A 16,856-nucleotide genomic window follows, 5' to 3' on the forward strand; every position below is an offset into this window, starting at 1 on the left:
AGCCGGTGCGTCAACTCTCTGCCTCGTCCGCGGAGTTTATACGACAGGTGTTCACGCGGTGATTCCACTAGCCATCACTACTATTGCCGGCAAGACGGTATCCGGACTTTATTATGCGGAGATTATGCTGATTCGGCGTGAGCGGCGCAGCCGTCGCCTCGGGTTTTTCGTGTGACGCGGTAGGCTGAAACGCGTCGGTGCATTCCTCGCGTCGAGCGGCGGAAACTGCGTGCTGCGTCATGCCGAGTGAATGTGCCCCGGGTCGTGGTCATCAGATTAGCGGCTGCGCACCGTCCGCGAGGCGTTATAGATCACTCCGTCTGGGCATTATCGATCGTGACGCGAGCGGCCTGGGCCGCGGGCTGCCCACTCGAGGAGGGACACTTCGATGGGGGAGAAGGTCGTTGCGGGCGCCTTTGACCTGTCCGATCGGCAGAAGTACCGACGGAAGCTCCACCAGTGCCTGGAGGGGCTGGAGAGGCTCCTGGCGGAGCGGCGATTCGACCGGCCGCGCAACCTCATGGGCATGGAGATCGAGCTGAATCTGGCGGGCTCCGACGGCATGCCGAAGATGTTGAATGGACAGGTACTCGAGCGCATCGCGAGCCGGGATTTCCAGACAGAACTCGGGATGTTCAATCTGGAAGTGAACATTGTTCCCCATCGCCTGGACGGCCGCGTTCTCGATCAGCTGGCCGAGGAGCTGCGGACCGGCCTGGGATATGCCGACCGGAAGGCCGGCGAGGTCGATGCCGGGATCATGATGATCGGAATACTGCCCACCGTCGGCAGCGAGGACATGGTCCGCGGGAACCTCTCCGACGGGGATCGCTACACACTGTTGAACGACCAAATGGTGGCGGCGCGCGGCGAGGATTTCTCCCTGGATATCGAAGGTGTGGAGCGACTGGTCTGTACCTCCGGGTCGATCGCGCCGGAAGCCGCCTGCACCTCCGTCCAACTGCATCTGCAGGTCACCCCGGAGCGGTTCTCGGACGTGTGGAACGCCGCCCAGGCCGTCGCCGCGGTCCAGGTGGCAGTGGGGGCCAATTCGCCCTTCCTGTTCGGCCGGGAGCTGTGGCGGGAGTCGCGTCCGCCACTCTTCCAGCAGGCCACGGACACCAGGCCGCCCGAACTGCAGAACCAGGGGGTGCGTCCCAGGACCTGGTTCGGGGAGCGGTGGACCGGTTCGGTGTACGACCTCTTCGAGGAGAACGTGCGCTACTTCCCCCCGCTCCTGCCCATCTGCGACGAGGAGGAACCGCTGCGGGTCCTCGACGAGGGCGGGGTGCCCCGGCTCCAGGAACTCGTCCTGCACAACGGCACGGTCTACCGCTGGAACCGCCCGGTGTACGGGCTGTCCGACGGCGTCCCCCACCTCCGGGTGGAGAACCGGGTGCTGCCCGCAGGGCCGACGGTCGCCGACGTGATCGCCAACGCCGCGCTCTACTACGGGCTCGTGCGGGCGCTCGCCGAGGAGCCCCGCCCGGTGTGGACCAGGATGCCGTTCGCCGCGGCAGCCGAGAACTTCGACACCGCCTGTCGCCGGGGCATCGACGCCGAGCTGCTCTGGCCCAGGCCCGGCCGCGCCGGCGGGCTGACCCGGGTGCCGGCCGTCAAGCTCGTACGGGACGAACTGCTTCCGCTGGCGGCCGCCGGGCTCGACGCCTGGAACATCGAGCCCGCCGACCGCGACCGTTACCTCGGCATCATCGAGGAGCGCTGCAAGCGCCGGACCAACGGGGCGTCCTGGCAGGCCGACACCTATCACCGGGCGCGGGAGGCCGGGCTGGGGCGGGACGCCGCACTCGCCGCCATGACCCGCCGGTACGCCGAACTGATGCAGTCCGGCGAGCCCGTGCACAGCTGGCCGGTGGGCATCCCGGGCGCATGAGCGGACGGGGCCGGGCCCCTGGTCCGGGGACGGCCCCGCCCGCTCGCGTCACCGTCCAGCTCGGCGACGCGAGCGCTATTCCCGGGCGGCGCGGCCGCTCTGCCCCGCGGTCATGACGGCCTGAAGGATCACCGCCTGGATCTCGGCCGGGTCGTTGACCTGGTAGCCGCCCCCACCGGTCACCTTGGCTATCTGGTTCACCTCTTCGCGGTCGGCGTCGGGGCCGACCGCGATGGCGAGCAGCGGAACCGGCCGCTCGGGGTCGGCGATCCGGGTGAGTTCCGCGATCAGGGCGCTGCGCGAGATGGAACGGTCGTCCTGGTTCGAGCCGTCGGTCAGGATCACCACGGCGTTGAACTTGCCCTTCACGTAGGTGCGCTGCGCCTCCTTGTAGGCGGCCAGCGTGGTGTCGTACAGCCCGGTCGCCCCGTCCGGCACCGGCTGCAGCGCCGAGAACGCGTCGGCCAGCTTCGCGCGGTGGGTGCCGCCGCCCTTCGTCTTCTCCCCGAGCCGGCTGGTCGCCACCAGCCGGCGGTAGTCCTTGTCGCCGTCGAGCCTGGTGGCGAACTCCCAGAGGCCGATCTCGTCGTTCGGGGTGAACTGGTTCAGGGCCTCGATCAGGGACGCCTTGGTGACGTCCATCCGGGACTGGTTGCGGCCCGGCACGATCGTGGCCATCGACCCCGAGGCATCGACGACCGTGGTGAGCCGCGCGCTCTGCACGGTGATCGTCCACATGCCGAGTGTTTCCTGAAGCGTGTCGTCCGAGGGCGCGGTGGCGGGTGAGGTGGCGTACGGCTGAGGCGACCTGCCGCCCGCCGACGCGACCAGCGTCTCGCCCGCCGTGCCGTCGACGGTCCGGAAACCGTGCTCCTCCAGCGTGCGCTGCGCGCTGTCCTCGGACAGCAGGGTCATGAACCGCAGGGCCGCCCGGCTCTTCTCCGTGCTCAGCTGGTCCTCGTTGACCAGCGCGAAGGGATAGTCGAGCAGCGGGGTGCCGTCCGTGGGGTAGAAGAGGTCGAGCTTGCCCGCATCGGTCGACTCGGCGTTGTGGGCGAAGGCGGCCTGCTCGGAGAGCAGCACCGCCTGGTTGCGGGAGGGATTGCCCTCCTCGGCGCCCGAGCCGTCGCCGGCCAGTGTCCCGGGCACCTGGGTGTCGCTGTCGGACATCCGCTGGGCGAGGAGTTTGGCGGTGGCCGCGACCCTCGTGTCGCTGTCCCCGCCCAGCTTGTCAAAGGACGCGCCGATGCTGGTGAGGGCCAGCAGACCGGTGGCGCTGCGCGCCGGGTCGGCCGAGCCCAGCCGCACCTTGTCGGACTCCGTTGCCGAGGCCATCAGCTCGGCCCAGGTGTACTTCTTCTTCGGCCAGCCGAGGGTCTTGGCGGCCGAGGGCACCATGGCCAGGGCCACGGGGGAGGAGGCCACGGAGTCGCCCGGGGTGACCGGCACGGCGTCGCCGGTCCCCTTCGCGCGGCCCAGCCAGAGGTCGGAGTCCGGCAGCCACATCTGGTAGTCGGGCTTGCCGGTGCCGGCGGCCAGTGCGTCGGCGACCTTGTACGAGTCGCGGGCCAGCACTTCCACGTCGACGCAGTGGCCGTCGGATCTCAGATCGTCCTTGCGGGCCTTGTCGGCCACCGCGCGCACGGCGGGCGCGATGTCGGGCGAGGCCACCATGGACAGGTGCACCGCGGAGTCCTCGCAGGACTTCGAGAACGAGAGCAAGCCCCCCTGGGCCGCTACCGCCGTTCCCGCCGCCACGGCGAGAACGAGCGCGGTGGCGATGGCTACGGTACGACGGCGGTTCCGTGGACGGTCCCCGCTTCCGTCCGCCGTGTAGTCGTCGGGCAAGCTGTGACGTCCCATGTCGGTGGTGCCCCTCCTTGAGGATGAACAAGGAAATGGGGGACCACACCATCGGCAATGGTGCTCGTCCCCCGGCCTGTCGCGCATGATCTTCGTACCTGTATTCGAGACCCTAGTGGGGCGGGGAGCGGCATGGGACGTGAATGCACAACTCAAGGCAGGTGTACAGGTGGAGGCGGGGCGTGTGGCTGATTCTTATCCTCAGGAGGCCGTGTCACGACGGATCCTGCGGTCCGAGACGGTGCTGGTGCTGGCGCTCTCGCTGGGCGCCAGCGGGGTGTCTGCCCTGATCAGTTTTGTCGGATCGCTGACGAAACCAGGGGGTTTGAAGGATCAGGCGGCAACGCTCAACAGTTCCTACGCACCTGGCCGTCCCTGGCTGGATCTCGCCTGGCAACTCTTCGGTATCGCGACCGCGCTGGTGCCCGTCGCCCTGGTGGCCCATCTCCTGATCCGCGAGGGGACGGGCCTGCGGGCGATCGGCTTCGACCGGACCAGGCCGGGATCGGACCTGGGGCGCGGCACGCTGGTGGCGGCGGGCATCGGCAGCGCCGGGCTGGCCTTCTACCTGTTGGCGCGGGCCGCCGGATTCAACCTCACGGTCGTTCCCGAGTCGCTGCCGGACGTGTGGTGGAAGTTCCCGGTACTGATCCTTTCGGCGATCCAGAACTCCGTCCTGGAGGAAGTGATCGTCGTCGGATACCTGCTGCGCCGGCTGGGGCAGTTGGGCTGGACCCCGATGGCCGCCCTGGTGGCCAGTTCGGTGCTGCGCGGCTCGTACCACCTGTACCAGGGGATCGGCGGGTTCATCGGGAACATGGTGATGGGGATCGTCTTCGTACTGCTGTACCGCCGCTGGCAGCGCGTGGGGCCGCTGGTGGCCGCGCATGCCCTGCTCGACATCGGCGCGTTCGTCGGATACGCGCTGCTCGCCGGGAAGGTGGGCTGGCTGCCCACTCCGTGAGCGGCCGCGGGGCCGGGCGTCCGGGAGGGGGTGTGCGGGTGATCCGCACACCCCCTCCCCGCGTTTTCCCCGCACCGTCCGGCAGGCCGGCGCTTGCCGGGACCCGGCCCTGTTACTGGGCGACGAGCAGTTCTCCGTCCAGGACGGTGACGGCGTCACCGGTCAGCAGCGTCCGGTCGCCGCGCAGCGCGGTGCGTACGAGGCCGGTCCGGGCGGACGCCTGGAGGCCGGTCAGGTCGTCGCGGCCGAGCCGGGCCGACCAGAACGGCGCCAGGGCGGTGTGGGAGCTGCCCGTGACGGGGTCCTCGTCGATGCCCACGGCCGGGAAGAAGCCGCGGGAGACGTAGTCGTAGCCGGACCCGGTGGCCGCGGCCGTGGCGATGACGCCGCGCCGCGAGTGGGCGCCCAGTGCCGCGAAATCCGGGGTCAGTGCCCGTACGGCCGCCTCGTCGGCCAGCTCCACCAGCAGGTCGCCGGTGTGCGGGCCCGTGTCGTGCACGGAGACGGGCTCCGCGCCCAGCGCGGCGGCCAGCCACTGCGGCGCGGCCTCCGGGGTCAGCGGTGCGGTGGGGAAGTCGAGCGTGAGCGAGCCGTCGGGCCGGGCGGTCGAGGTGAGGATGCCGCACCGGGCGGTGAAGCGCACCGTGCCGCTCGCGGCGCCGGTGGTGTGCAGGACGTGGGCGGTGGCGAGGGTGGCGTGGCCGCACATGTCGACCTCGGTGGCCGGGGTGAACCAGCGCAGCGCCCAGTCGGCGGCGCCGCCCGGCGGCAGCGGGTGGGCGAAAGCGGTCTCGGACAGGTTCAGCTCCGCCGCGATCTGCTGGAGCCGGCTGTCGTCCGGGAAGCCTTCCGGGCCCAGCAGCAGGACGCCTGCGGGATTGCCGGTGAAGGGGCGGTCGGTGAACGCGTCGACGATTCGAATCCTCATGCCACCGACCGTAGGCATGTCGCGAAGCCGCAGGCCAAGGCCAATTTCGCATGCGCGGACCGGTCGGCCTCCTGGAGGGGTTTGTCAAACGACCGGTTCCGATATATCGTTGACGCATCGCGACCGATCAACGATAGAAGGAGTTAAGTCATGCGATCACATGGACACGAACACGGACATGGACACGGGCACGGTCCCTGCGGGCCGGGCGAGCGCGGACGGGGTGACTTCGAGGGGCGCCGGGCGGCCTTCGGGCAGTTCGGACCGCCGTTCGGCGGCGGGCCCTTCGGCGGTGGCCCCTTCGGGGGCGGGCGCGGCAGGGGCGGCGGCCGGGGAAGGGCACGCCGCGGTGACGTACGCGCCTCGATCCTGGCGCTGCTGAAGGACCGGCCGATGCACGGCTACGAGATGATCCAGGAGATCGGCGAGCGCAGCGGCGGGGCCTGGCGGCCCAGTCCCGGCTCGGTGTACCCGACCCTCCAGCTCCTGGAGGACGAGGGCCTGATCGTCAGTGCCAGCGAGGGCGGCAAGAAGCTGTTCACGCTGACCGACACCGGCCGCACCGAGGCGGAGTCGGGCCCCGAGGCGCCCTGGGAAGAGGCCGGCCGCGGCGTCGACTGGGAAGGCGTCAACGAGATCCGGCAGGCCGGTTTCGGCCTGATGGAGGCGTTCGGCCAGGTCTGGAAGACCGGGTCGGCCGACCAGCGCGAGAAGGCGCTCACCGTCATCAACGACGCCCGTAAGAAGCTCTACCTGATTCTCGCCGACGAGCACTGAGCCGGCCGGTGCGAAGACTGAGGAGCTGTAGTGCGAGAAGGCCCCGCGGATGTCCCGCGGGGCCTTCTCGATGTCCGTGTGCGGACGGCCGGTCCGCCGGTCGCCGGTTCGCCGCGTCTCAGGCGACGATCAGTCCGTCCAGTTTGCGCAGCGACTCGATGAGGGCGGCGGTGGCCGAGTCCTTGAGTTTGCCGGCCATCAGGGAGACCGCGGCCCCCGTGAACTCGCCGTCGATGCGGACCGTGGTGGCGTCCCCGTCCGGCGTCAGCGCATAGCGCATCTTCAGGTTGACGCCCATCGGACCCTTTCCCGTGGTCGTCAGCAGGCGGCCTTCGTCGAGCTCGGCGATCGTCCACGTCACCTCGGCCGGGAAGCCCATGAGCTTCATGTTCTCCTCGTAGGTGCCCGCGAGCTCCAGCGTGGCCGGTCCGCCCTTGGGGAAGCTGGTGTGGGTGGCGTTCCACTCCCCGTACGTGCTGAAGTCGGTCAGCTGGGCCCAGACCTTCCCGGCCGGCGCCTCGATGCGCGCCTCTGCACTGACTTCGGCCATGCGACCACCCCTTCTCGACGGGTTACGGTGTCGCGGAACGTAGCCGCAGAGCCGTGAACATTCAATGCTGATGAACTGTCAGATCTATGGGTTCGGTTCCTGCCCGCCAGATCAGCGCGGAGTCGAAGCGGTCGGATGCGCGCGGATGCGGTCCGTCGTCGTGGCAGTGGAACGCCGCCCAGAACAGATCGGCGGGCAGCGCGTCGCAGGGCGCGTGGACCCGGTAGACGTAATCACGCCCGTCGAGGGCGGGCAGCGCGACCAGCCAGCTCACCTCCGGCTCCCCTCCCGCCGCCGCAACAGCGCTCCTGGCTGTGGGACGTGCGCGGGGAGGCTTCCGGTTGCTCCGGGAGCGCAAGGCAAGGCGGCGCGCGCCGATTCCCGGGATCGGACACCGGAACGGCGTGATCTCATCCGTAAGGAGGAGGAGTCGCGCTTCTGTGCCCAACTCGGGTGGGATGCGTCAATGGGCCTCTCCGGGGACGTTCCGGCCCGTCAGGGCTGATGAGGTAGGAGTGTGCAGAACCGGACACCGCGGATTCCTCAGCAACCCGCACCGAACCACCGTGCCGAGACGGACGCCGAACTCACCGATGAGCTGGCCGCCGTGGTGACGGGTGCGCGCAGGCGCGCCCTCCGCGACGGCGATCAGCAGATCGACACGGCTCATCTGCTGCACTCCCTGATCGAATCCGACCCGGCGGTCCGCACCGCTTTCGACGGCGGACCGCAGCTGGCCAGGGTGCTCGGCTATCTCGTCCAGCGCAGTATCGGCTACGGGCTCCGCTGGCAGGGCGCGATCGAGGACTCCGGAGCGATCCCGCTGGTCCCCGCCGCACCGAACGCGTCGGCCGAGGGCTGGTCGCCGGGCGCCGCAGCCGCGATGGAGGAGGCCCACCGGCGCGCGCGGCTCCTCGGCCGGGAGCGGGCCTGCGGCCTCGATCTGCTCGCCGCGCTCGCCGCGGACCGGCAGTGCCGGGCCGTCGAGGTCCTGGAGCGGGCGGGAGTGGACGCGGCGCTGCTCGCGGACCGGATCATCGGCGCCTCCGGCCAGGGCTGACTGTCTGAACGGGCCCGGGTCCGTCACTGCCCGGACGGGGGTGCGGGTCAGGGGTGGCGGTGACATCGGAGTGTTACCCGCGTCAGGCGTCACCGGGATGAAGCTCCTGACGGCAGCTGTCATGATGTGCCGATGCACGCGTCTCAGGGGAGAAGCGCCGGCCTGGGACTCGCCCTCGCCTCGGCCTTCGCATTCGGCGGTTCCGGAGTGGCGGCCAAGCCGCTGATCGAGGCGGGGCTCGACCCGCTCCATGTGGTGTGGCTCCGGGTGGCGGGCGCCGCGCTCGTCATGCTGCCGGTGGCCTGGCACCACCGCTCACTGGTGCGGAGCCGGCCCGTGCTGCTGCTCGGCTTCGGCCTGCTCGCCGTCGCGGGCGTCCAGGCCTGCTACTTCGCGGCTATCTCGCGCATCCCGGTCGGCGTCGCGCTGCTGGTCGAATACCTCGCACCGGCTCTCGTCCTGGGCTGGGTGCGCTTCGTCCAGCGACGCCCGGTGACCCGGGCCGCCGCCGTCGGCGTGGTCCTGGCCGTGGGCGGTCTGACGTGCGTGGTCGAGGTGTGGTCCGGGCTGAGCTTCGACGCCGTCGGACTGCTGCTCGCACTCGGTGCCGCCTGCTGCCAGGTCGGCTACTTCGTCCTCTCCGCCCAGGGCAGCGGCGAACAGGCGGCCGGCGCCGAGCCGCCGCACCCGGTCGGCGTCATCGCCTACGGGCTGCTGGTCGGCGCCGTCGTCCTCACCGCGGTGGCCAGGCCGTGGGGCATGGACTGGTCCCTGCTCGGCGGGAACACGGTCATGAACGGCACGGATGTGCCCGCCTGGCTGCTGCTCGTCTGGATCGTGCTGCTCGCCACCGTCATCGCGTACGTCACCGGCGTCGTCTCGGTGCGGCTGCTCTCCCCGGCGGTCGCGGGCGTCGTCGCCTGTCTGGAAGCGGTCATCGCGACCGTGCTCGCCTGGGTGCTGCTCGGGGAACACCTGGCGGCCCCGCAGCTCATCGGCGGGTTCCTGGTGCTGTTCGGCGCCTTCATCGCGCAGTCCTCGACACCGAAGGCACCCTCGGGGCCCCTCGCTTCGGGGTCCGTCGCTTCAGGGCCGGGCGGTGAGCTCGCCGGGACCGAGGGGGAGTTGTCCGCGGACCGTGCCGCCTCGTAGTGTGGCGATCATGCATCTGACCGTACTTCCGCCTCCCGTCGCTTAGCGCGGGCGGCCACCTCTGACGAAGACCGGGCTCGGGCAGTCCCCGAGCGGTTCGTCGCTGCCCGCGTGCGGAGCGACCACCTTCCCGTCTTCCTTGGAGAAGTCACGTGTCGAATCCTGCTTCCGGCCTGTCCACCGGGCGGAGCCTGTGCTATTTGATCATCGCCGGAGTGGCCTGGGGTACGGCCGGTGCCGCCGCCTCACTGATCTACGAGGCCAGTGATCTCGGCCCTCTCGCGCTGTCGTTCTGGCGCTGCGCGGGCGGCCTCGTACTCCTGCTCGGCGCGCTGGCGCTACGGCCCGCCCGGCCTGCCGTCGCTGCCGAGCCCCGCCGTCGCCGGATGCTGCGCACCGTCGGTACCGGTGCGGGGCTCACCGTCTTCCAGACCGCCTACTTCGCCGCGGTCCAGGTCACCGGCCTCGCCGTCGGGACCGTCGTCACACTCGGGGCGGGCCCCGTCCTCATCGCCGTGGGTGCCCGGCTCACCATGGGCGAGCGGCTGGGCGGCGGCGGTATCGCCGCGGTGGCGGGCGCGCTGGCCGGGCTCGCCGTGCTGGTGCTCGGCGGCGACGCCGGCACGGTGCGGCCCGCCGGGATCGCGCTGGCCCTGCTCTCCGCGGCGGGATACGCGTCGCTCACCCTGCTGACCCGGTGGCTCGGCCGGGACGGCGGCGGCACCGACGCGCTCGCCACGAGCGCCTGGGCGTTCGCCGTCGCGTCGGTGCTGCTGCTGCCGATGGCGGCCGGTGAGGGAATCGTGCCGGGGACCGCGCACCCGCTTCAGGTGGTGGTCCTCATGGCGTATGTCGCCGCGATCTCGACCGCACTCGCCTACGCGCTCTACTTCGCGGGCGCCGCGGTGGTGCGCGCCGCGACCGTCTCGGTGATCATGCTTCTCGAACCGGTGAGCGCGGCGGCGATCGCCGTCGTGGTGCTCCGCGAGGAGCTCACCGCGGCCACCGTCGCCGGGACCCTGCTGCTGCTCACCGCGGTGGCCGGACTCGCGGTGACCGAGACCCGCGACGCCGCGAACGCCCGCCGGGAAGCGGCCGCCCACGCCTGACCGAGGGTGGCGGGCCGGGTCGCTTCCGATGGGCCGGCCCGCCGCTCCGGGTGCTTCAGAGGGCCTCGATGTAATCCGGCACCGTGATGGCGGGATCGAGGTCCGCCGCGGGGACGGGGGCGGCGAACCCCTGCGTGAGCGGGACTACGCCCGTCCAGTGGGGCAGTGCGAGGTCTTCGGGTTCGTCGTTCGGACCGCCGGTGCGGACCTTGGCGGACACCTCCCGCAGATCCAGCCGGAGCACGGCGGTGGCGGCCAGTTCCTTCTCGTTGGCCGGCCGTGAGTCCCGTGAGCGCCCCGGAACCACCTGTTCCACGATCGCGTCGAGCGCGGTGCGCCGCTCCTCGGGGTCCGTCACCGCGTACGCGGTCCCGTGGACGACCACCGAGCGGTAGTTGAGCGAGTGGTGGAAGGCGGAGCGGGCCAGTACCAGCCCGTCGACATGCGTCACGGTCAGGCACACGGCGAGTCCGTCGGAACTCCCGCCCGCCGTCCGCAGCGGCCGGGAGCCGGTTGAGCCGTGTACGTAGAGCCGCTCGCCGATCCGGCCGAACAGCGTAGGCAGGACGACGGGTGCGCCGTCGCGCACGAAGCCGAGATGACAGACGTAGGCCTCGTCGAGTATCGAGTGGATCTGCTCGCGGTCGTACGCGGCCCGTTCACGTGAGCGCGTCGGGACCGTGCGGCCGGTCGGTTCGTAGGCGGCTGCGGCGTCCGGGCCCGTGGTCTGCGGCGGTTGGGTGTCCGGCATTGCGTACTCCATTGCACTAGTGCATACTGTTGTTTGTGCTAGGAGAGTATCGGATCACCGGACGGCGTGCATCAGAAATTGCCGCCAGCGTGGAGCGGGCGGTCGGCTCGGGGGAGCTGGCCCCCGGTCAAGTGCTGCCACCCATGCGGGAGTTGGCGACACTGCTGGAGGTGAATCCCAATACGGTTGCGGCCGCCTACCGCACCCTGCGCGAGCGCGGGGTGATCGAGACGGCTGGGCGCAGGGGGAGCCGGGTCCGGCCGCGCCCAGCGAGCACTGCGCGCGGATCGCTGCGGATCGAGGCGCCGCCCGGCGCGCGGGATCTGGGTACGGGGGATCCGGATCCGGCGCTGCTGCCCGCCCTCGGCGAGGCGTTCGCGGCGGTCACCGAGGCGTATGCGCAGGCGCCCGGGATGTACGCGCAGGCGCCCGTGGACCCGGAGTTCGCCGCGCTCGCCCGGAGCGCGTTCGACGCGGACGGGGTTCCGGCCGGGCCGGTGATCGCCACCTCGGGCTCGCTCGACGCGATCGAGCGGGTGCTGAGTGCCCACCTCAGACCGGGTGACGCGGTCGCCGTCGAGGATCCGGGCTGGGGCAGCCTGCTGGATCTCGTGCCCGCGCTGGGGATGCGCCCCGTCCCCGTGGCGCTCGACGATGACGGCCCGCTGCCGGACGCTCTCGACGCGGCGCTGCGAGCGGGCGCCCGTGCGGTCGTCGTGACGGGCCGGGCGCAGAATCCGACCGGGGCCGCGATCGGTGCCGGACGCGCGGCCGAACTGCGCGCGGTGCTCGCCGGCCACCGGGGCGTCCTGCTGATCGAGGACGACCACGGGCACGCCATCGTGGACCTGCCGCTGCACACCCTGGCGGGCGCCACGGACCGCTGGGCGGTCGTGCGTTCGGTGGCCAAGGCGTACGGGCCGGACCTGCGGGTCGCCGTGCTGACGGGTGACGCCGTCACGGCCGACCGGGTGTCGGGGCGGCAGCGGCTGGGGCCCGGCTGGGTCAGCAAGCTGCTGCAGCGGGCGATGGTGCACCTGTGGACCACGGGCGCCGTCGATCCGCGCGAGGTGGCCCGGTCGTACGCGGTTCGCCGGGATGCGCTCGTGCGGGCGCTCGCGGCCCGGGGGGTCGAGGCGCACGGCCGGAGCGGGATGAACGTCTGGGTTCCGGTGAGCGACGAGACCGGGGCCGTGGCGCGGTTGCTGCACGCGGGGTGGGCGGTGGCGCCAGGCGCCCGGTTCCGGCTGTCCGCGCCCCAGGGCATCCGGATCACCGTCTCCCCGCTCGTCGACGCGGACATCGGGCCGCTGGCGGACGCGGTGGCGGCAGCGGCGGGCCCCGCCAGGCCGCTGAGCTACGGCTGACCGGCCGTCGAGCTACGGCTGAGCCTGTCCGTTCCTCGGTCGTGCGACAGGCGGTGGCGAGCTGACGGAGGCGGGCTGACGGACGCGGCGCGGGAGCGGGCGGAGCCCCGGAGTGGCCGGCAGGGGCGGGCATGACCGCGTTCCGGGGTGCCCGTGCCGGCTGTGGGCGGCGGTCCGGGGTGCGGATCGTCCGGCGGAGTCGTTCCGCCGATGAGTTCACCGTCGTCGAACGGTCTACCCATCGACACGACCGTTCTCGACAGGAGTGCCCATGTCCACCATCCAGCCAGTGATCATCACTGCCGACCCGGAGGGCCTGGCCGGCTTCTACAGGAAACTGTTCGGCGCCGAGCAGATCTTCCGGGTACCGGAGGAAGGCCCGGCCTTCTACCTCGGCCTGCGCATCGGCGACACCGACCTCGGGCTGGTGGCCGGGACGGACCCGGAGACCGGGGCGGCGCCGCGGATGCTGCTCAGCATCGGTGTCGACGACGTCGACGAGACGCTCGGCCGGGTGGCGGCGCTGGGCGGCTCGGTCGCCGGCAGTCCGAACGACATGCCGTGGGGACAGCGCGTCGCCCACATCCAGGACCCCGACGGCAACCCGGTGAACCTCACCAGGCCGATCCCGGCTCAGTGACGCCGCTCCGGGACGCTTGCGCCGGTCGCGGCGGGTGCGGCTCTGCGGGCCCGGGGCCGGCTCTGGGTCAGTGCGGCCCCCGCCAGGACCACGAGGGCGCCGACCGGGGTGTTCCAGTTCAGCTGTTCGCCCAGCACGGTGACCCCGGCGGCGGTGGCGATCACCGGAATGAAATAGGTGACCATCTGGGCGGTCGTCGGGCCGACCTCGGTGACCAGCCCGTACTGGAGGAGCACCGCGAGCCCTGTGCCCAGGGCTCCCAGGGCGGCCACGGCCAGGGTCGGCAGCAGCGGAAATGCTTTCGGAGCGGCGGTGAACAGCGGAGTGATCAGGGCCAGTTGCACGGTGCCCAGGAAGAGCTGGCCGCCCGTGAGCGCGAGGGCCGATGAGTCGCTGCCCGCCAGCGTCCGGCGGACGTAGATCCAGCCGACCGGGTAGCTGAGGGAGGCCAGCAGCGCCATCGCCGTACCGGTGAGGTCCAGGCCGGAGAAGCCCTGCCAGGCGCCCAGCACGGTCAGCACCCCGAGGAACCCGAGCCCCAGGCCCGCCACCCGGCGGCGGGTCGGCCGGTCCTCCGAGAGCGCGACCAGCGACAGTGCCATGCCCCACAGCGGTGAGGTCGCGTTGCAGATCCCGGCCAGCGTCGAGGGAATGGTCAGCTCGGCGTAGGCGAAGAGCGAGAACGGCAGCGCGTTGAGGAAGAAGGCGGCGACGGCCAGATGACCCCAGGTGCGGGCGGTCCGCGGCAGCCGCTCCCGCTTCACCGCCATGGCCACGGCCAGTACCGCCGTGCCCGACAGCAGTCGGCCCAGGGTCACCTGGAACGGCGCGTACCCGTCGGTGCCGACCTTGATCAGGAGAAAGCTGAAACCCCAGATGAGCGAGAGCGCCGCGAACCGCAGCCGCCAGTCCAGGGCCGGGCGGGGGACGGGCGCCCCTGCTGCGGGAGCCGTCGTGGACGGCGTCGCGGGAGGCGATTCGGGGGATACCGGCGGCGGTGCGGGCGGTGCGCTCATGGGCCAACGATGACGAAAGCGATCTCGTAGCACAAGTGAGAGTTTGTGCGGTGGTCCGCGTAGTATCCCTTACATGTTGAATCTGGAGCGCCTCCGTACCCTGGATGCCCTGGCCAGGCTCGGCTCGGTCAGTGCCGCCGCCGAGGGGCTGCATGTCACGACCTCGGCCGTCTCGCAGCAGATGGCCAAGCTGGAACGCGAGGTCGGGCAGCAGTTGCTCGCCAAGAACGGCCGCGGGGTCCGGCTCACGGACGCGGGTCAGCTGCTCGCCGATCACGCGGCCCGGATCCTGTCCCAGGTCGAGCTCGCCCAGTCCGACATCGAGGCGCAGCGGGGTGAGGTGGTGGGCGAGATCCGGCTGGGCGCGTTCCCCACCGCCGCGCGCGGCCTCTTCCCGGCCACGCTGCTCGCCCTGCGCGCGGATCACCCCGAACTGCGGGTGCGGACCAGTGAGCTGGAGCCCGAGGCCGGGATCCGCGCGGTGTTCCGGGGCGACATCGACCTCGCGGTGGTGCTGGACTGGAGCAACAAGCGGCTGCCCGTGCCCGGCGGTCTGGCGACGGCCCAACTGCTGGACGACGTACCGGACATCGCGATGCCGTCCGGGCATCCGCTCGCGGGCCGGGCGGAGGTGGACCTGGAGGACTTCGCGGACGACGACTGGGTCTCCTGGCCCGAGGGCGAGTTCTGCTACGAGTGGCTCATGTTCACCCTGCGCTCCAAGGGCATCGAGCCGCGTATCGCCCATCTCGCGGGCGAGCACCACACCCAACTCGCTCTGATCGCGGCAGGGATGGGGGTATGTGTGGCGCCCAGGCTCGGTCGCGGCCCGGTGCCGGACGGGGTGCGGCTGGTGCCCGTACGGCAGCGGATGCGGCGGCACGTCCATGCCGTCTGGCGGGCCGACGCGGACCGACGGCCCTCGATCAGGGCGGCGGTCGCCGCGCTGCGGGTGGCGGGCCGGGCCCTGGACGAGCCGCTGGAAGGGGCGCGGGGCCGGGCCCAGGGTGCGGCGCCGGAGGGCGGGTAGGGGCGGGGGCGGAAACGACCCCCTTCGATGTCAGGCACCGGGAAGAGTGGCGAGTTTGCCGAAGTCCCAGGAGGTGACGGCCTGCGGTGTGAGCCGCAGCCACGCGTGCCGGCCGTCGTGCGGCATCACTTCCATGCCGAAGTACTTCGCCGCGAACAGCTGCTCGGGGACGGCCAGTTCAGGGCAGGGCTCGCCGGTCCGCGGCGCCTCCCCGACGAACACGGCCTCGCCGGACAGCTCGATGCCGCGCAATTCCCCGTACTCCACGCCGTCGTCGACGACGACCGCGATCCTCGGGTCCCGGCCGAGCTGCGACCAGCGCAGGCTCCGGGTGATGGAGTACAGCCACAGCGAGGTGCCGTCCCAGCAGAACCAGAGGGCCCCGACGTGGGGGCGGCCGTCAGGGCCGATGGTGGCGACCCGGCAGGTGCGCTGCTCGGCGAGGTAGGTGTCGCGTTCCTCGTCCGTCATCATGATCCGACGGCCCCGTCGCTGAATGACGGCCATGGGGAGCCCCCTCCTGGTAGCTGACTGTGTGTCAGGAATCATGGAGCCTCTTCCCTCATCACGCAATGGCGGTTAGCCTCGCGCGCCCGTTCCTTCATCGAGAGGGGCAGCCCGTGCCGTCCAGGGAACAGCTCGCCGAGCAGATCGATCCGGCCTCCACCGTCCTGCTGACGGTGGAGTGCCAGCAGGGTGTGGTGGGACTCGACAGCGCACTGCCCGAACTCGCCAAGGAGGCCAGGTCGTCGGGGGCGCTGCACAACGTCGCCCGGCTGGTCGCCGCCGCGCACGAGGCCGGTGTCCAGGTGCTGCACGCCGTGGCCGAACGCCGCCCCGACGGGCGCGGCGCCAACCACAACGCCCGGCTCTTCCGCGCCGCCGGACGGCTGCCCGTGCAACAGCACTCCGGCACCACGGCGGTACGGATAGCCGAGCCGATCGAGGTGGCGGACGAGGACCTCGTCGTGCGCAGACTCCACGGGCTCTCACCCATCGCCGGTACCGACGTGGACGCGCTGCTGCGCAACCTCGGCTGCCGCACGCTCGTCGTCACCGGGGTGTCGGCCAACGTGGCCATCCCCAACGCGGTGTTCGACGCCGTGAACCTCGGCTACACGGCGGTGGTGGCGTCCGACGCCATCGCGGGGGTGCCCGCCGACTACACCCCCGCGATGATCCGCAACACCCTCGCCCTGGTCGCCACCGTCGCCACCACGGACGACGTGCTCGGCTGCTGGCTGGCCGGGCGCCCTAGGAAGCGAGGCTGATCGAGTCGCCCTGGACACTGATCGGGGCGGCCGGCAGCGGCTCGGTGGCGGGGCCGGCCTTCACGTCACCCGTCGCCACGTCGAACTTGCTTCCGTGACAGGGGCAGTTGATGGTGCCGTCCGCGACGCTCGACACCGCGCAGCCCATGTGCGTGCACTTCGACGAGAACGCCTTGAACTCACCGGCGGCGGGCTGCGTCACCACCACCCCCTGCTCCGTGAAGATCTTGCCGCCGCCCTCCGGAATGTCGGCGGTCTTCGCGAGGACGGAGCCGCCGCCGGCCCCGCCCTCACCGCCCTGCTTGACGGTCTCGGATCCGGCGGACGCCTCCGTGGACCCGCCGCACGCGGTGAGTACGGCGGCCACGGATACGGCGCCGGCCGCTGTGACGACGGCGCGGCGGCCGGGGCGGCCCTCGTGGTCCTGCGATGCGCTCATACTGGCTTTCCCTTCCACGGTGTACTTGGCTCCGGCGCTTCGTAC

Annotated in this window: 18 protein-coding genes; 10 read left to right on the forward strand and 8 right to left on the reverse strand. The window is 71.5% G+C overall.

Annotation, left to right across the window (positions count from 1 at the left end; genetic code table 11):
• Positions 1-388 precede the first annotated feature (388 nt).
• Positions 389-1,894, forward strand: coding sequence for a glutamate-cysteine ligase family protein (locus tag EDD93_RS28850; RefSeq protein WP_123528419.1), 1,506 nt, complete (start codon positions 389-391; stop codon positions 1,892-1,894).
• Positions 1,895-1,969: 75 nt separating this feature from the next.
• Here the strand turns inward: EDD93_RS28850 and EDD93_RS28855 are convergent, their stop codons facing one another.
• Positions 1,970-3,757, reverse strand: a complete 1,788-nt coding sequence (locus EDD93_RS28855; protein WP_123528420.1) for a substrate-binding and VWA domain-containing protein — start codon at positions 3,755-3,757, stop codon at positions 1,970-1,972.
• A gap of 184 nt (positions 3,758-3,941) precedes the next feature.
• Here EDD93_RS28855 and EDD93_RS28860 point away from each other — a divergent pair, with 184 nt between their 5' ends.
• Positions 3,942-4,721: a CPBP family intramembrane glutamic endopeptidase gene (locus EDD93_RS28860; protein WP_123528421.1), complete on the forward strand. Its 780-nt coding sequence runs from the start codon at positions 3,942-3,944 to the stop codon at positions 4,719-4,721.
• Between the two features lie 112 nt (positions 4,722-4,833).
• On the opposite strand, the gene EDD93_RS28865 is transcribed toward EDD93_RS28860, so the two are convergent.
• A complete protein-coding gene (locus EDD93_RS28865; RefSeq protein WP_123528422.1) occupies positions 4,834-5,649 on the reverse strand; it encodes a PhzF family phenazine biosynthesis protein in 816 nt (271 codons plus the stop codon).
• A gap of 150 nt (positions 5,650-5,799) precedes the next feature.
• Between EDD93_RS28865 and EDD93_RS28870 the strand changes: the two genes are divergently transcribed.
• The gene (locus tag EDD93_RS28870) at positions 5,800-6,426 is read left to right on the forward strand and encodes a PadR family transcriptional regulator (RefSeq protein WP_123528423.1); all 627 of its coding nucleotides are present in this window, start codon (positions 5,800-5,802) and stop codon (positions 6,424-6,426) included.
• Between the two features lie 118 nt (positions 6,427-6,544).
• Here EDD93_RS28870 and EDD93_RS28875 read toward each other — a convergent pair whose 3' ends face one another.
• Positions 6,545-6,976, reverse strand: coding sequence for an SRPBCC family protein (locus EDD93_RS28875; protein WP_123528424.1), 432 nt, complete (start codon positions 6,974-6,976; stop codon positions 6,545-6,547).
• A gap of 61 nt (positions 6,977-7,037) precedes the next feature.
• The gene (locus EDD93_RS28880) at positions 7,038-7,250 is read right to left on the reverse strand and encodes a hypothetical protein (RefSeq protein ID WP_123528425.1); all 213 of its coding nucleotides are present in this window, start codon (positions 7,248-7,250) and stop codon (positions 7,038-7,040) included.
• Positions 7,251-7,493: 243 nt separating this feature from the next.
• On the opposite strand from EDD93_RS28880, the gene EDD93_RS28885 reads away from it, so the two are divergent.
• The 3 genes from EDD93_RS28885 (at position 7,494) to EDD93_RS28895 (ending at position 10,297) form a co-directional block, all read left to right on the forward strand.
• Positions 7,494-8,036 carry a Clp protease N-terminal domain-containing protein gene (locus EDD93_RS28885; RefSeq protein WP_123528426.1) on the forward strand — a complete coding sequence of 181 codons (543 nt, stop codon included), beginning with the start codon at positions 7,494-7,496 and terminating at the stop codon, positions 8,034-8,036.
• Positions 8,037-8,168: 132 nt separating this feature from the next.
• Entirely contained in the window at positions 8,169-9,188 is a 1,020-nt protein-coding gene (locus EDD93_RS28890) for a DMT family transporter (protein ID WP_123528427.1), read from the forward strand.
• Positions 9,189-9,340: 152 nt separating this feature from the next.
• A complete protein-coding gene (locus EDD93_RS28895) occupies positions 9,341-10,297 on the forward strand; it encodes a DMT family transporter (RefSeq protein ID WP_123528428.1) in 957 nt (318 codons plus the stop codon).
• Between the two features lie 55 nt (positions 10,298-10,352).
• On the opposite strand, the gene EDD93_RS28900 is transcribed toward EDD93_RS28895, so the two are convergent.
• Positions 10,353-11,048, reverse strand: a complete 696-nt coding sequence (locus EDD93_RS28900; RefSeq protein ID WP_123528429.1) for a pyridoxamine 5'-phosphate oxidase family protein — start codon at positions 11,046-11,048, stop codon at positions 10,353-10,355.
• Between the two features lie 35 nt (positions 11,049-11,083).
• Here EDD93_RS28900 and EDD93_RS28905 point away from each other — a divergent pair, with 35 nt between their 5' ends.
• Together EDD93_RS28905 and EDD93_RS28910 are read left to right on the forward strand one after the other, a co-directional pair.
• Positions 11,084-12,415, forward strand: a complete 1,332-nt coding sequence (locus EDD93_RS28905; protein WP_123528430.1) for an aminotransferase class I/II-fold pyridoxal phosphate-dependent enzyme — start codon at positions 11,084-11,086, stop codon at positions 12,413-12,415.
• Positions 12,416-12,686: 271 nt separating this feature from the next.
• A complete protein-coding gene (locus EDD93_RS28910) occupies positions 12,687-13,055 on the forward strand; it encodes a VOC family protein (RefSeq protein WP_123528431.1) in 369 nt (122 codons plus the stop codon).
• On the opposite strand, the gene EDD93_RS28915 is transcribed toward EDD93_RS28910, so the two are convergent.
• On the reverse strand, positions 13,049-14,071 hold the full coding sequence (locus EDD93_RS28915; RefSeq protein ID WP_123528432.1) for a DMT family transporter: 1,023 nt from the start codon (positions 14,069-14,071) through the stop codon (positions 13,049-13,051). The two genes, EDD93_RS28910 and EDD93_RS28915, sit on opposite strands and share 7 nt — an antisense overlap.
• A gap of 73 nt (positions 14,072-14,144) precedes the next feature.
• On the opposite strand from EDD93_RS28915, the gene EDD93_RS28920 reads away from it, so the two are divergent.
• Positions 14,145-15,101 carry a LysR family transcriptional regulator gene (locus tag EDD93_RS28920; protein ID WP_123528433.1) on the forward strand — a complete coding sequence of 319 codons (957 nt, stop codon included), beginning with the start codon at positions 14,145-14,147 and terminating at the stop codon, positions 15,099-15,101.
• A gap of 30 nt (positions 15,102-15,131) precedes the next feature.
• Here the strand turns inward: EDD93_RS28920 and EDD93_RS28925 are convergent, their stop codons facing one another.
• Positions 15,132-15,608 (reverse strand): pyridoxamine 5'-phosphate oxidase family protein, encoded by a 477-nt coding sequence (locus tag EDD93_RS28925; RefSeq protein ID WP_123528434.1) that lies wholly within the window; start codon positions 15,606-15,608, stop codon positions 15,132-15,134.
• A gap of 113 nt (positions 15,609-15,721) precedes the next feature.
• On the opposite strand from EDD93_RS28925, the gene EDD93_RS28930 reads away from it, so the two are divergent.
• Positions 15,722-16,372: a cysteine hydrolase gene (locus tag EDD93_RS28930; protein ID WP_123528435.1), complete on the forward strand. Its 651-nt coding sequence runs from the start codon at positions 15,722-15,724 to the stop codon at positions 16,370-16,372.
• Here the strand turns inward: EDD93_RS28930 and EDD93_RS28935 are convergent.
• Positions 16,356-16,811, reverse strand: coding sequence for a Rieske (2Fe-2S) protein (locus EDD93_RS28935; RefSeq protein WP_123528436.1), 456 nt, complete (start codon positions 16,809-16,811; stop codon positions 16,356-16,358). The two genes, EDD93_RS28930 and EDD93_RS28935, sit on opposite strands and share 17 nt — an antisense overlap.
• Positions 16,812-16,856: the final 45 nt, after the last annotated feature.

This window comes from Streptomyces sp. 840.1 (assembly GCF_003751445.1).
Lineage (GTDB): Bacteria > Actinomycetota > Actinomycetes > Streptomycetales > Streptomycetaceae > Streptomyces.

Bases quoted from the DNA above. Each gene is read 5' to 3' on its own strand.
- EDD93_RS28850 (WP_123528419.1), top strand. From the start codon at position 389: ATGGGGGAGAAGGTCGTTGCGGGCGCCTTTGACCTGTCCGATCGGCAG.
- EDD93_RS28855 (WP_123528420.1), bottom strand. From the start codon at position 3,757: ATGGGACGTCACAGCTTGCCCGACGACTACACGGCGGACGGAAGCGGG.
- EDD93_RS28865 (WP_123528422.1), bottom strand. From the start codon at position 5,649: ATGAGGATTCGAATCGTCGACGCGTTCACCGACCGCCCCTTCACCGGC.
- EDD93_RS28870 (WP_123528423.1), top strand. From the start codon at position 5,800: ATGCGATCACATGGACACGAACACGGACATGGACACGGGCACGGTCCC.
- EDD93_RS28875 (WP_123528424.1), bottom strand. From the start codon at position 6,976: ATGGCCGAAGTCAGTGCAGAGGCGCGCATCGAGGCGCCGGCCGGGAAG.
- EDD93_RS28890 (WP_123528427.1), top strand. From the start codon at position 8,169: ATGCACGCGTCTCAGGGGAGAAGCGCCGGCCTGGGACTCGCCCTCGCC.
- EDD93_RS28900 (WP_123528429.1), bottom strand. From the start codon at position 11,048: ATGCCGGACACCCAACCGCCGCAGACCACGGGCCCGGACGCCGCAGCC.
- EDD93_RS28910 (WP_123528431.1), top strand. From the start codon at position 12,687: ATGTCCACCATCCAGCCAGTGATCATCACTGCCGACCCGGAGGGCCTG.
- EDD93_RS28915 (WP_123528432.1), bottom strand. From the start codon at position 14,071: ATGAGCGCACCGCCCGCACCGCCGCCGGTATCCCCCGAATCGCCTCCC.
- EDD93_RS28920 (WP_123528433.1), top strand. From the start codon at position 14,145: ATGTTGAATCTGGAGCGCCTCCGTACCCTGGATGCCCTGGCCAGGCTC.
- EDD93_RS28925 (WP_123528434.1), bottom strand. From the start codon at position 15,608: ATGGCCGTCATTCAGCGACGGGGCCGTCGGATCATGATGACGGACGAG.
- EDD93_RS28935 (WP_123528436.1), bottom strand. From the start codon at position 16,811: ATGAGCGCATCGCAGGACCACGAGGGCCGCCCCGGCCGCCGCGCCGTC.